The 13,207-nt window shown below is 69.0% G+C and carries 13 protein-coding genes; 5 read left to right on the forward strand and 8 right to left on the reverse strand.

The window, feature by feature from the left end:
• Window positions 1-8: 8 nt before the first annotated feature.
• Window positions 9-461: a DUF3576 domain-containing protein gene (locus ACTIEF_RS01705; RefSeq protein WP_439470454.1), complete on the reverse strand. Its 453-nt coding sequence runs from the start codon at window positions 459-461 to the stop codon at window positions 9-11.
• Window positions 462-796: 335 nt separating this feature from the next.
• On the opposite strand from ACTIEF_RS01705, the gene ACTIEF_RS01710 reads away from it, so the two are divergent.
• Window positions 797-1,192 (forward strand): NtrZ family periplasmic regulatory protein, encoded by a 396-nt coding sequence (locus ACTIEF_RS01710; RefSeq protein ID WP_439470455.1) that lies wholly within the window; start codon window positions 797-799, stop codon window positions 1,190-1,192.
• 2 nt (window positions 1,193-1,194) lie between these two features.
• On the opposite strand, the gene ACTIEF_RS01715 is transcribed toward ACTIEF_RS01710, so the two are convergent.
• Window positions 1,195-1,845, reverse strand: coding sequence for a thiamine phosphate synthase (locus ACTIEF_RS01715; protein WP_439470456.1), 651 nt, complete (start codon window positions 1,843-1,845; stop codon window positions 1,195-1,197).
• Between ACTIEF_RS01715 and ACTIEF_RS01720 the strand changes: the two genes are divergently transcribed.
• Together ACTIEF_RS01720 and ACTIEF_RS01725 are read left to right on the forward strand one after the other, a co-directional pair.
• Window positions 1,844-2,545, forward strand: a complete 702-nt coding sequence (locus tag ACTIEF_RS01720; protein WP_439470457.1) for a YggS family pyridoxal phosphate-dependent enzyme — start codon at window positions 1,844-1,846, stop codon at window positions 2,543-2,545. The genes ACTIEF_RS01715 and ACTIEF_RS01720 overlap by 2 nt on opposite strands.
• A 64-nt stretch (window positions 2,546-2,609) precedes the next feature.
• Window positions 2,610-3,296 (forward strand): response regulator transcription factor, encoded by a 687-nt coding sequence (locus tag ACTIEF_RS01725; RefSeq protein ID WP_141625292.1) that lies wholly within the window; start codon window positions 2,610-2,612, stop codon window positions 3,294-3,296.
• Here ACTIEF_RS01725 and ACTIEF_RS01730 read toward each other — a convergent pair.
• On the reverse strand, window positions 3,287-4,483 hold the full coding sequence (locus tag ACTIEF_RS01730) for an MFS transporter (RefSeq protein WP_439470458.1): 1,197 nt from the start codon (window positions 4,481-4,483) through the stop codon (window positions 3,287-3,289). The genes ACTIEF_RS01725 and ACTIEF_RS01730 overlap by 10 nt on opposite strands.
• 76 nt (window positions 4,484-4,559) lie before the next feature.
• Here ACTIEF_RS01730 and ACTIEF_RS01735 point away from each other — a divergent pair, with 76 nt between their 5' ends.
• Complete coding sequence (locus ACTIEF_RS01735) at window positions 4,560-5,465, forward strand: LysR family transcriptional regulator (RefSeq protein ID WP_439470459.1); 906 nt, start codon at window positions 4,560-4,562, stop codon at window positions 5,463-5,465.
• On the opposite strand, the gene ACTIEF_RS01740 is transcribed toward ACTIEF_RS01735, so the two are convergent.
• The 5 genes from ACTIEF_RS01740 to ACTIEF_RS01760 form a co-directional block, all read right to left on the reverse strand.
• Window positions 5,462-6,451 carry a hypothetical protein gene (locus ACTIEF_RS01740; protein WP_439470460.1) on the reverse strand — a complete coding sequence of 330 codons (990 nt, stop codon included), beginning with the start codon at window positions 6,449-6,451 and terminating at the stop codon, window positions 5,462-5,464. The genes ACTIEF_RS01735 and ACTIEF_RS01740 overlap by 4 nt on opposite strands.
• Window positions 6,452-6,532: 81 nt before the next feature.
• Window positions 6,533-7,327: an exodeoxyribonuclease III gene (locus ACTIEF_RS01745; protein WP_439470461.1), complete on the reverse strand. Its 795-nt coding sequence runs from the start codon at window positions 7,325-7,327 to the stop codon at window positions 6,533-6,535.
• A gap of 2 nt (window positions 7,328-7,329) precedes the next feature.
• Window positions 7,330-8,274 (reverse strand): hypothetical protein, encoded by a 945-nt coding sequence (locus tag ACTIEF_RS01750; protein ID WP_439470462.1) that lies wholly within the window; start codon window positions 8,272-8,274, stop codon window positions 7,330-7,332.
• Between the two features lie 253 nt (window positions 8,275-8,527).
• A complete protein-coding gene (locus tag ACTIEF_RS01755) occupies window positions 8,528-9,160 on the reverse strand; it encodes a LolA family protein (RefSeq protein ID WP_439470463.1) in 633 nt (210 codons plus the stop codon).
• Window positions 9,161-9,345: 185 nt separating this feature from the next.
• Entirely contained in the window at window positions 9,346-11,802 is a 2,457-nt protein-coding gene (locus ACTIEF_RS01760) for a DNA translocase FtsK 4TM domain-containing protein (RefSeq protein ID WP_439470464.1), read from the reverse strand.
• Window positions 11,803-11,939: 137 nt separating this feature from the next.
• Here ACTIEF_RS01760 and ACTIEF_RS01765 point away from each other — a divergent pair, with 137 nt between their 5' ends.
• The gene (locus tag ACTIEF_RS01765; protein ID WP_439470465.1) at window positions 11,940-13,193 is read left to right on the forward strand and encodes a UbiH/UbiF/VisC/COQ6 family ubiquinone biosynthesis hydroxylase; all 1,254 of its coding nucleotides are present in this window, start codon (window positions 11,940-11,942) and stop codon (window positions 13,191-13,193) included.
• Window positions 13,194-13,207: the final 14 nt, after the last annotated feature.

Raw genomic sequence — 13,207 nt, forward strand, 5'->3', positions numbered from 1 at the left:
AAGGGTGGTTAGCCGGCGTTCTGCAGGTTGAGCTGGCGCGCCTTGGTCAGGATGGCGTTTTCCAGATCGGTTTCGGTCTGGGCCGCGACCGGGGCGGCGATCCACTGGCCGTCGGCGCCCCGCACTTCCTTGGTCACCGTGACGTTCAGCGCGTCGGCGCGAAGGCGGGTGTCGAGGATGAAGACGGTCGCCTTGAAACGCTCGTTCGGCGTTTGCGGGTCGGTGTACCAGTCATAATTGATCACGCCGCCCCACGGATCGGCGTTGGCCAGCGGCATGAAGGCGAAGGTGTCGAGGGTCGCGCGCCACAGGTAGGCGTTGACGCCGATGCCGGTCTGGGCCGCGTTGCGGGCGGCGGTGTCGGACCCGCCGAACCCCGGAACCTTGGGCAGCGAGCTGCATGCGCCCAGCATCAGACCGGAAGCGATCAGGGCGACCGCTGCGCCGCGAACCAGCACCATAGAGAGTCTCCATTCGAACGGACGCGCGCCGGACCCTTCCAACGCACGCGCCGGACCGCCCTAACGCGGGTCGGAACCGAAGCGAGGCTCTATAACACGGCGAAAAGGGGCGATGACAAGGCGAAGACGTTTCAGGCGGCGCCGGATCGTGTCGAAGCCGGGGCGCGAGGGTGGCGAGAGCCGCCGTGGCCGTGACGCTCGCGCCACAGGAGTCTGATTGAGTCGCCGGAACCGGCGAGGAGCGTCGCCGTTCCGTTGACCGGGCTGGCCTGCGGTGTCTACTTGCAGGCAATGGATCGCGCCGGGACCCCCGTCGTGACGCTGAAGGGCAGGACATGCGCACAAGCGCCGTCATCGCTGGACTGGTCGCGGGGCTCGCCCTCGTCGCCGCCGCTGACGCCGCCGCGGCTCAGACCGCGACATCGCGGGGCCGTGCGCCTGCCGTTTCCCTGAGCGAAGCCAACGCCGCCCGCGCCGCCGCGCCCGCCGGTCAGAGCCGCCTGCGCTTCACTGAACGCGGTCGCTGGGGTCTGGACCTGAACATGAGCCAGCCGGTCGGTCGCGAGGACAGCCTCGGCGACGTCGAGGCGGGCGCCTACTATCGCGTCAACCCGCGCCTGCGCGTCGGCGCCGCCGCCGGTCTGGCGGAAACCGAACGCGATCCGGCCCGCGCGCCGCAGACCGAGCGTCCGACGGCCCGTTTCCGTCTGGAATCGATCTTCCGCTTCTGATCTCAGGGCCCGATGGCCGCGCGGATCGACCCGACCCCCGCAATTCCGTACGCGCCCGAACCCTCGAGTTCCGGCGCGTTTTTCGCATCCACGCCGCCCAGGGCGTAGATCGGCAGGTCCAGTTCGCGGGTCAGGGCGGTCAGCCGAGGCAGGCCCAGCGGCAGGCTGGACGCCGACGCCCCGCCCGCCGGGAACACCGGCGATACGATCAGGGCGTCCAATCCGGTCAGTGTGGGCGCCGGCGTCCGGGCGTGGAAGGCGGCGGTGATCCGCCAGTTCGGTTGTCGCTCAGCGATCCCGGCGGCTTCAGAGATCGCCCTTTCCGGTAGGTGGAGGCCGTCCGCCCCCACCTCGTGGGCCAGGTCCTCGTCCAATCCGATCAGCAGCAGGCCATCCCGCTTGGCCGTGGCGTCGCGCAGACGCAGTGCGGTGTCGCGGGCGTCCGGCGCGCCGAAATGGCGATAGACCACGCCGGATCCGACCGGCAGGCGCTCGGCCACGGTCCACGGCTCGGGGGTTCGCTCGGGATCGGTGAAGAACAGCAGGGGCGGCATGTTCAGATGGGCGCGACCCCGCGCCCGGCTGACTTTGGCGGCGTCGCGGGCTAGACAGCCGGCGATCCGCCACAGGGTATCCGCGTCCGACCGGTTCATGACCTCCTCTTCTCCCGATACCGCCATCGCGTCCAGCTTCGAGACGGTGCGCCGCAAGATCGCCCGCGCCTGCCGCATCGCCGGGCGCGATCCGGCGAGCGTGGTGCTGACCGCCGTGACCAAGACCCAGCCTGACTCGGCGCTGGACGCCGCCCTGGCCGCCGGGCAGCGTGTGTTCGGTGAGAACCGGGTGCAGGAGGCGCAAGGCCACTGGACCGCGCGACGCGAAACGCCGGAGCTGGAGCTGCGCCTGATCGGGCCGCTGCAGACCAACAAGGCCGCGGATGCGGTCGCCCTGTTCGACGTCATCGAGACCCTGGACCGACCGAAGCTGATCGAGGTGCTGGCGACCGAGGGCGCCAAGGCCGGCCGGAGCCCGCGGGTGCTGGTCCAGGTGAACACAGGCGCCGAGCCGCAGAAGGCCGGTGTCCTGCCGGAGGAGGCCGACGCCCTGATCGCCAAGGCCCGGGCGGCGGGCCTGACGGTCGAGGGTCTGATGTGCATTCCGCCCGCGGACGAAGCGCCGGGCCTCCACTTCGCCCTGCTGCGCAAGATCGCCCGCCGGAACGGCCTGACGGTCCTGTCGATGGGGATGAGCGGCGACTATGAGGTCGCCATTCGCTTCGGCGCGACCCATGTTCGCGTGGGTTCGGCCCTGTTCGGGGAACGAAATCGCGCCGAAACGCTCTCTTCCGAGTGAAAATCACGGCCAATGGGTCCGGACGCCCTTGGCGTTTGGACCGGCTCTCTCCATTCTGGTGCCCATGCCGACGCCCAAGACGATCCTGATCATCGACGACGACGACGACCTGCGCGAGGCGCTGGCGGAGCAGTTGGCCCTGCACGAGGCCTTCCGTCCCGTTCAGGCCTCGACCGCCACGGAAGGCGTGAAGATGGGCCGCGAGGTCCGCGCCGATCTGATCCTGCTCGACGTCGATCTGCCCGACATGGACGGGCGGGAGGCCTGCCGCCTGCTGCGCAAGGACGGCGTCTCGACCCCGATCATCATGCTGACGGCCCAGTCGTCGGATTCCGACACCGTGCTGGGTCTGGAGGCGGGGGCCAATGACTATGTCACCAAGCCCTTCCGCTTCGCGGTCCTGCTGGCCCGCATCCGCGCCCACCTGCGCAGCCACGAACAGTCGGAAGACGCGGTCTTCCGCATTGGACCCTATGAGTTCCGCCCGGCCTCCAAGGTGCTGGTCGACGACAAGGGCAAGAAGGTCCGTCTGACGGAAAAAGAGACCAACATCCTCAAGTATCTCTACCGCGCCGGGGCCAAGGCCGTGTCGCGCGAGGAATTGCTGACCGAGGTCTGGGGCTACAACGCCGGCGTCACCACCCACACGCTGGAAACCCACATCTATCGGCTGCGCCAGAAGATCGAGCCCGAGCCCGGTCAGGCCCGGCTGCTGCTGACCGACGCAGGCGGATACCGGCTTCAGCCGTGAGGAACGGTCGCGGCTGAAGCGGCCTTCTTCTCCATCGACAGGCTGAGCAGGGCCAGAACCAGCGCCGCCAGCGGCACGGCGGCCGAGATCATCGGCACGGCGCTGATGCCGATGCTAGCGATGACCGCGCCGCCCAGCCAGGCGCCGAAGGCGTTGCCCAGGTTGAAGGCGGCGATGTTCAGGCTGGAGGCCAGACCCTGACCGGCGCCGCCCGCCTGTTGCAGGACACGCATCTGCAGCGGGGCGACGGTCGAGAAGGCGGCGGCGCCGAGCAGGAAGGCAGCGGCGACCGCCGCATAGCGGTCGTGGAAAGCCCAGCCGGACGCGAACATCACCACCGTCAGGGCCGCCAGCGTGCCCAGCAGGGCGGGGGCGAGGCGTTTGTCGGCCAGCTTGCCGCCCAGCAGGTTGCCGCCCACCAGACCCGCGCCGAAGACCAGCAGGATCGGCGAGACGGCGGCCTCGGACCAGCCGGACACCTCGGTCAGGATCGGCTGGATGTAGGTGAAGATGGCGAAGACCCCTCCGAAGCCGAGCACCGTCATGGCGAGGCCCAGCAGGACCTGCGGGCGTTTCAGCACGGCGAACTCGTCGCGCAGGCGGCCCAGCGGCTCGGTGCTCCGGATGGCCGGGACGAGGGCGGCCAGAACGACCAGCGCCAGGATGCCGATGCCGGTCACCGCCCAGAAGGTCGAGCGCCAGCCGAACTGCAGGCCCAGCCAGGCCCCGAACGGCACGCCCATCAGGGTGGCCAGCGTCAGGCCGGTGAACATGATGGCGATGGCCGAGGCCTTCTTTTCGGGGGCGACCAGACCGGTGGCGACCACCGCGCCGACGCCGAAGAAGGTGCCATGGGCCAGCGCCGTCAGAATCCGCGCCGCCATCAGCAGTTCGTAGGTGGGGGCCACCGCGCAGGCGAGATTGCCGAGGGTGAAGATGGCCATCAGCACCAGCAGGGTCGTCTTCTTCGGCAGGGTGCGGGTGGCGATGGTCAGCAGGGGCGCGCCAACGAAGACGCCCAGCGCATAGCCGGTCATCAGCAGGCCGGCGGCGGGAACGGAGACGCCCAGATCGCTGGAGACCTGCAGCAGCAGGCCCATGATGACGAATTCGGTGACGCCGATGCCGAAGGCGCCGACGGTCAGAGCATAGAGGGCGAGCGGGGTGCGGGAGGGTGCGCTGGTCATGGCGGGCCAGATGGCGCACCGTCGTTGTTCGCACTAGATGTCACCAAAGACCTTCATCTGTGAGATCAAGTCAACGATGGCGCGACTGGACCTGAACCGCTCGGGCGAGATGGAGGTGTTCGTGCGCGTGGTCGCCTCGGGCGGCCTGTCGGCGGCGGCGCGCTCGCTGCGCCTGACCCCCTCCGCGGTCAGCAAGCTCTTGGCCCGGCTGGAGGCGCGGCTGGGCGCTCGGCTGATCAACCGCTCGACCCGCCGGCTGACCCTGACGCCCGAGGGGCAGGTGTTCCACGACCAGGCGGTGCGGGTGCTGGCCGATATCGACGAGGCGGAGCGGGCCGTGACCGCCTCGGCCACGCCGCGCGGGCGGGTGCGGGTCAACGCCAGTGTCCCTTATGGCCTGCATCACCTGATCCCGCGCGTGCCGGCCTTCAACGCCCGCTATCCGGAGGTCATTCTGGACATCGTTCTGAACGACCGCGTGGTGGACCTGATGGACGAGCGGGCCGATGTGGCGATCCGCGTCGGCCCGATGGCGGCCTCCTCGCTGATGGCGCGCAAGCTGGTCGAGACGCGGATGGCGGTGGTCGCCAGCCCCGACTATCTCGCCCGGCGCGGCACGCCCCAGACGCTGGATCAGCTGGCGAACCACGACCTGATCGGCTTCAACTTCGGTCGCCATCTGGATGGCTGGTCCTTCGTCACGGCGGAGGGCGAGCGGGTGGCCCGGCTGGTGGAGGGACCGGCCACGGCGGGCGACGGAGAAACAGCAAGGGCGCTGGTGCTGGCGGGCGCCGGACTGGCGCGTCTGTCCCTGTTCCACATCGGCCCGGATATCGAGGCCGGGCGGATGGTGAAGGTGCTGGAGCCCTTCAACCCCGGTGATGTCGAGGAAACCCGCGCCGTCTATGTCGGCCACGGCGGACGGTTGCCCTCGCGGGTGCGGGTCTTCCTCGATTTTCTCGCCGAAGAGGCGCGGTTCTAGGACGTGGGCTTCTCTTCCGGCCCGGTGATCTCCTGAGCGGCGCTGGCGCTTGAGAGGCGGCGAAGGTGTCGTTCGATGGCGATGATGAGGAAGAAGAACATCACCAGCAGGAAGCCGCCCACAATCTGCAGGGCCAGCATGAGCCTCGGCCCGATCTGTGAGCGGGTCATCTCCCGATCCATCCGGGTCGATTGGGCTTCACTGGCGTTGGCGTCCGCCCGCGAGGCCCAAAGCGTCCGGAAGGCGTCGTCGGCCCGTCCAAAGGCGACCACCGGACTGACGATTCCGTCGGGGTAGGCGGGCACACAGCGCTCCACGGGCACGCTGCGGGTCACGTTGCACCCATACGGTTGATAGAACCAGTCCGAGCAGGCGGTGCTGTACGGGTCCCAGACCCGTCGGCGCTCGTAGACGCTGGAACAGGCACGAGCAGTCTTCTGCGCCGCCTTATACTCCCGCAGGAGGCGCACCGTGGCCGGATCGGTCATGGCTGCGCTGACAGCGGCCTGGGCTTGCTGCTGGTAGTTGGCATCCTCGATGAACAGCTTGGTCGCGAGGGTTTCGCCTGCCGCGTAGGTGTCCAGGTCGTAGCCGAGCGCATCCATCAGCTCGGTCTGGGAGAGGGTCTTGTCCTCTGTCTTGCGGTAGGCGTCCGAGGCGCGTTTGTAGACCGCGTAATAGGCGGGAAACACCTGGGTCGAGAAGGCCGCGTGGGCGGCGCGAACAGCCTCCGGAATTTGCCGCTCGCCCTGTGCCTGACGTGCCGCCGGAACCGTTCGCATTGCGGCGGTGACTTCCGCCGGGGCGACGACGGTCGCCTTCTCCTTCACCTCGGTGGGCACAAGAATTCGCCATAGACCATCGATCGCGAAGAAGGTCGCGGCCAACAGGCAGATGCTGGCGACAGCCAGCACGCCGACGCGCAGTATGGCGAGATAGATCGTCTCGATGCGGTCGAGGCGACCGCCCGATGGAAAGCGAAGCATTCGATGGTCCCCCGACCCTGATTCCGAATGCAACCTAAAATAAGAAAGCGTGACAATACAAGCGACCCGCTTTCGGGGCGGCTAGACGTCCAGATCCATCGTCACGGGAGCGTGGTCGCTGGGCTGTTCCCAGGCGCGGACGTCGTCGTGGATGCGGGCGGAGCCGGCCTTCACCGCCGGGGTGAGGCCGGGCGAGGTCCACAGGTGGTCCAGACGCAGGCCCCGGTTGGACTTGCGGAAGTCGGCGGCGCGATAGCTCCACCAGCTGGCCAGCTTGGTCGGTTCGGGGATTTGGTCGCGCAGGACGTCGGTGAAATCGCCCGCGTCCTGGAGCCGCTTTAGGGTCTCGACCTCGATCGGGGTGTGGCTGACCACCTTGGACATGTAGCGGTGGTTCCAGACGTCATTCTCGCCCGGCGCGATGTTGAAGTCGCCCGCCAGCACCAGCGGGGCCTTCCGGTCGCGGGTCGCCATGTCGGCGGTCAAGCGCTCGTAGAAGTCCAGCTTGTGATCGAATTTCGGGTTCAGGGCGCGGTCAGGCAGGTCGCCGCCTGCGGGGATGTAGAAATTCTGGATCTCGACTCCGTCGACCATCACGCCGACGCAGCGGGCGTGGCCCTCGCGGCAGACGTCCAGCTTCGGCGCTTCGGTGATCGGCTTGCGGCTGGCGATGGCGACGCCGTGCCAACCCTTCTGGCCGCCGATCTTCAGGTGCGGCAGGCCCATGGCTTCGAAGGCGGCCCGGGGGAACTGGTCCTCCAGGCATTTGATCTCCTGCAGGCACAGGACGTCGGTCCCGCTTTCGGCGATGAACCGGCTGACCTGATCGATGCGCAGGCGCACCGAGTTGATGTTCCAGGTGGCGACGCGAAGCATGGTCAGCGTAGTTCCGGCATACGGCGGGCGAAGGAGACGGACAGGCGCTGGATACGCTCGCCCAGGGACTTGGTCCGGCCCTTGACCACGACGTCGGCGGGCGCCCCCCAGCGCTGACGGACCGCGTCGGCCAGCGCCTTGTGGCGGTCGTACTGATGCACGACGGGACTGAGACTCCCGTCCGGATTGGAGATCAGGCCGTCGTCGCGCAGTGTCGGCTTGGCGCGGTCGCCGATGGTGGCGACGCGGCCGTAGTTGGCGCGCACGTCCGCCTCGACCAGCCCCAGGTGGACGGCGAGGTTACAGGCCGCCTGATCCGCGCCGAAGATGCCGCCGATCTCGGAGCGGGGAATGGCGGCCAGCAGCAGGATGGCCTTGCACAGGCGGCTGACCGCGGCGGCCGGGCCGAAGACGGTGCCGACGCACAGGCAGGGGCGCTCGTCGATGCGCGCCGCCACCTCGGGGCCGACCAGGGCCTTGAGATATTTCTGGTCGAAGCGGTGGTCCTTCAGCGTCGCGCCTTCGCTCTCGATGAAGACTTCCAGCCGCGTCGCCGGATCGGCGAAGGGATCGCTCTGGAAGATGACGTCGCGCACGTCGGTCAGCAGCACCTGCTTCACCCACGGGCGGGCGGCCAGCCAGACGTCATAGGCGGCGAAGCGCTCCATCACTGGGTGCGGCGCCCAGCCGTTCTGGGGCAGGGCCGAGGCGGCGGTGACGCCGTATTCCTCGAACAGGGCGCGGATATCGGGTCGATCATCGACCGCCAGCACGATCTCGCCGTCGAAACAGGCCCGCAACGACCGGACGAAGGGCATCAGGTCCGCCGCAACATAGCCGGTCGCATAGCCGAAGACGGCGTGGGGATGGCCGGTCCCTGTGCCGACGCCCTCACCGGGCGGGACGAGGGCGGCGCTGAGCCAGTACAGATAGCGGGACGAGGACATGCCCGTGCGTACAACGCCGCCGCTCCGGCGAACAGTCCTCGCTCCGGGCCGAAAAAAGCGCCCGGTCCAAAAGGGCCGGGCGCTGGAAGTTCGTCTCTCTCGCCGCCGGGAAGGGGATGAAATCCGTAGCGGTTCAGACCGGCTCCCGCCGATCTGTGACTAATGTGCCACTACCGACGGAAAACGTCAAACCAATTTCGGCCCAAGCGGTGATGTGGTCCCAAGGCAACGCTTCGCGCCACGCGAGAAAATCCTAGTTACGACCCGGACGGCGTGTAGGGTCGCGAAGCTGGAACAGACTGGCGGCGAGGTTGGAGGCGGGCTCCAGCGTCGTCAGTCGGGTCGTGGTGCGGCCGCCCTGGGCGTCGATGATGCTCCACTCATGCAGGCGCACCGGATTGCCGGCGAAGGACAGGATGATCTGGCCGTCGTTGGGGCGGCGGGCGTCGCGGGCGGTGATGGCGAAGGCGCCCGACTGCATGCGGGTGACGCGCTCGATACGCACGCCCTGATCCAGACGGACGTTGCGCGACAGGAAGGCCGACAGCGGGGTCTGGCCCAGCGGCACCTGCTGGAAATTATTCAGGCGCGGGTCCCAGCGCTTAACGTTATGGCCGTCCGAGACGACCAGCAGACCGGCGGGATTGGTGTACTCGAACCGCATCTTGCCGGGGCGCTGCAGATAGAAGCGGCCCGAGCGGGTCTGCGGGCCGGACACTTCGGTGAAGCTGCCCTGGGCGGAGGTCAGGCCCTGCAGATAGGCCTGGGCGCGCTGCAGGGTGGCCTGATCCTCGGCCGACAGCCCCGACTGGGCGTGGGCGGGCAGGGCCGCGATGGCGGCGACGGCGGCGGAACCCAGCGCGAATGCGCGGCGTGAAACAGTCATGGCAAGCGTCTCCCGTTCGGGATGGTTGTCGATCAGGCCGTCTTGCAGGACGTGTCTGTCAGGGGCGTGACCCAAGCCAGACCATATTCCGGCGCTCCGATGAAGGGGCGTTCATCGAAATGCTGAAGCTTGGCGCGACGGCGGCGACTGTAACGGGTCGCGTCGTCCGTCGTTCCGCGCCGGGATCAGACCATGGGCGGCGGTCCAGCCAGCACGTCGCGCTTGCCGGCATGGTTGGCGGGGCTGACGACGCCCTCCTGCTCCATCCGTTCGATCAGCGAGGCGGCGCGGTTGTAGCCGATCTGCAGGCGGCGCTGGACGTAGCTGGTCGAGGCCTTGCGGTCGCGGGTGACCACGGCCACAGCGCGATCGTAGAGGTCATCGCCCGAGGAGCCGTTGCCGCCTTCGTCGCCATAGGCGTTGTCGCCGTCCCCGTCCGGATCGTCGGTGATCAGGTCCAGATAGTCGGGCTCGGCCTGGGCCTTCAGGTGGTTGCAGACGGCCTCGACTTCCTTGTCGTCCACGAACGGGCCGTGCAGGCGGGTGATGCGGCCGCCGCCGGCCATGTAGAGCATGTCGCCCTGGCCCAGCAGCTGTTCGCCGCCCTGCTCGCCCAGGATGGTGCGGCTGTCGATCTTCGACGTGACCTGGAAGGAGATCCGGGTCGGGAAGTTGGCCTTGATGGTGCCGGTGATGACGTCCACCGACGGGCGCTGGGTGGCCATGATCAGGTGGATGCCGGCCGCGCGGGCCATCTGGGCCAGACGCTGGACGGCGCCTTCCACGTCCTTGCCCGCGACCAGCATCAGGTCGGCCATCTCGTCCATGACCACGACCAGATAGGGCATGGGCTCGGGGCGAATCTTCTCGGACTCATAGACCGGGCGGCCCTGTTCGTCGAAGCCGGTCTGGACGGTGCGTTCGAAATGCTCGCCCTTCTCGATCGCAGCGCGGGCGCGGTCGTTGTAGCTGGCGATGTTGCGCACGCCGAGCTTGGACATCCGCCGATAGCGGTCCTCCATCTCGCGCACGGTCCACTTCAGGGCGACCACGGCCTTCTTCGGATCGGTGACGACCGGGGCCAGCAGGTGCGGGATGCCGTCATAGACGCTGAGCTCCAGCATCTTGGGGTCGATCATGATGAAGCGGCACTGGGCGGGCGTCAGCTTGTACAGGATCGACAGGATCATGGCGTTGACCCCGACCGACTTGCCGGAACCGGTGGTGCCCGCGATCAGCAGGTGAGGCATGCGCGCCAGATCGGCGACATAGGGCTCGCCGCCGATGGTCTCGCCCAGCGCCAGCGGCAGCAGGTGCGCGGGCTTGTCGTATTCGGTCGAGGCCAGCAGATCGCGCAGGTAGACGGTCTCGCGCTTGGCGTTGGGCAGCTCGATGCCGATGGCGTTGCGGCCCTGGACCACGCTGATGCGGCAGGCGCGGGCCGACATGGAGCGGGCGATATCGTCGGCCAGGGCCACGACGCGCCCGTGCTTCACGCCCGGGGCGGGGACCAGTTCATACAGGGTGACGACCGGGCCGGGGCGGATCTGGTCGATCACGCCACGCACGCCGAACTCCTGCAGCACGCCTTCGAGCATCTTGGCGTTCTGCTTCAGGGCCTCCTCATCGACCGAGGCGACGCGCTTCTCCGGCTTGGACAGCATGCCCAGCGGCGGCAGGTCGAAGCCGTCCAGCGATTCCGCCTTGGCGAAGTCGAAGGCACCCTGGCTGTCGTCGATCTCGCGACGCGAGGCCTTGGGCGTCTTGGCGGCGGCGACCTTGGGCTCGGGCGCGGCGCGGGCGGGCGCGGGGGCCGGGGCGGGCTCGTCCCAGGGCGGCGTGTCATCGTCTTCGGCGCTGTCCAGCGACACCGGCGCATAGGTCGGCTCAGCGGCGGGAGGCGGGGGCGTCGGGCCGGAGCGGGGCGAGGGGGCCGGTTCGAAATCGGGCTCGGGCTCAGGGCGCGGCCGCGGGGCCGGTCGGACCTTGGCCTCATTGCGGGTCTGGACGGGACGGGGGCCGCCCCGGCCACGACCGGCCCAGGCGAAGGCCTCGCCCAGATCGGACAGGCGCAGGCCGATGGAATAGCCGATCAGCCACAGGGCCAGAGGCAGGAAGATCGCTCCTGCGATCAGCGAGGCGGCGCCGATGCGCAGGGCGTTGCAGGTCAGGGTCAGCAGGCCGACCACGGCGTCGCCCCACAGGCCGCCGAAGCCGGTCGCCAGCGGCCAGGCCGCCGGATCCGCCAGCGAGGACAGGCCCGCCGACAGGGCCAGGACGCCCCCGGTCGCGGCCAGCGCCTTCAGCGGCGTGGGCTTCAGCCGTTGCTGGATCGCGTCGCCGATCGCGCCCGCCAGACCGAAGGCGATCAGCAGCAGGGCGGTCGGCCAGGCGGCCAGGCCCAGGGACTGGATGAACAGGTCGGCGAACAGGGCGCCATTGGCGCCCAGCCAGTTGGTCGGCTCGGCGCTGGAGGCGGCGTTCAGGCTGGGATCGTCGCGGTTCCACGAGATCAGGGCGACCAGCAGCAGGGTCGCCAGCAGGGCCTGCAGCACGCCGCGGAAGCGCACCACGAAGGGCGCGTCCCACAGGATGCGGGCGCTGACCCAGGCGCGTTGACCGAGGGCGAGGGCGGCGGACATGCGAATGCGCTCTCCGGGAAGGCGGGACTCGACCACTGTTGTCGCGCGCAGAGGGTTAAGGGCCGTTTACCAGAGGGACAAAACGCCCTGCCTGGAGGCACTGGACGTGGAGCCGTCCCGGCGCGACAACCGGGGCCATGAGCACGCCGGATCGCTACGACATCATCATCGCCGGGGCCGGGATGGCCGGGGCGACCTTCGCGCTGGCCGCAGCCCAGGGCGGGCTGAAGGTGGTGATGATCGATCCGCAGCCGTTCGACGCCCAGCTGGCCCCCAGTTTCGACGGCCGTTCGACCGCCATCGCCTTCGCCACCTTCCGCATTTTCGACGCCCTGGGCGCCGGGGCGACCATGCGGCCCCACGCCTGCCGGATGGACCGCATTCTGGTGACGGATGGAAAGCGTCCCGGCGCGGCCAGCCCGCGACCCTCGTCGGCCTTCCTGCGCTTTGACGCCGATGAGATCGCTGACCGCACCGACGGCGAACCGCTGGGCTACATGGTCGAGAACCGCCGCATCCGCGTGGCCCTCGCCGAAGCGGTGACCGCCGCCGGGATCGAGGTGCGCGCGCCGGCGATGGCGAAGACCATCGAGGCCGGGCCGGGCAAGGTGACCGTCACCCTGACCGACGGATCGGTTCTGGAGGCCCCTCTGGTGGTGGGCGCCGAGGGACGGCAGTCGCCGGTGCGCAAGGCGGCGAAGATCGACACCGTCGGCTGGGGCTATGGCCAGAGCGGGGTGGTGGCGACAGTGTCCCTGGGCCGGGACCACGGCAATGTGGCCCACGAATACTTCCTGCCGGGCGGCCCCTTCGCCATCCTGCCCCTGACCGAGCAACGCGCCAGTCTGGTCTGGACCGAGACGACGCGTCGGGCGGAGGCGCTTAAGGCGGCGTCGGACGGGGCTTTCAACGCCCATCTAATGCGACGCTTCGGCGAGTTTCTGGATGACGTCACGGTGGTGGGACCGCGCTTCGTCTATCCGCTCTCCCTGCAACTGGCCGAAGAGCTGACCGCCCCGCGTATCGCCCTGATCGGCGACGCCGCCCACGGCGTCCATCCTGTCGCCGGGCAGGGGCTGAACATGGGGCTGAAGGACGCCGCCGCCCTCGCCGAGGTGCTGATCGAGGCGATGCGGACCGGTGAGGATATCGGTTCTGAGATCGTGCTGGATCGCTACGCCCGCTGGCGCCGGTTCGACAACACGGCCTTGACTGTCGGCTTCGACGCCTTCGTGCGCCTGTTCTCGAACGACATCCCGCCGGTCCGGCTGGCGCGCGATCTGGGCATGGCCGCGGTCAACCGCATCCCGCCCCTGCGCAAGGCCTTCATGCACGAAGCGGGCGGCGCGACCGGCGACCTGCCGAGGTTGCTGAAGGGCGAGCCGGTTTAGGCCCCGAAACGCCA

Origin of the sequence: Brevundimonas sp., from assembly GCF_051858995.1 — a bacterium.
Taxonomy (GTDB): Bacteria; Pseudomonadota; Alphaproteobacteria; order Caulobacterales; family Caulobacteraceae; genus Brevundimonas.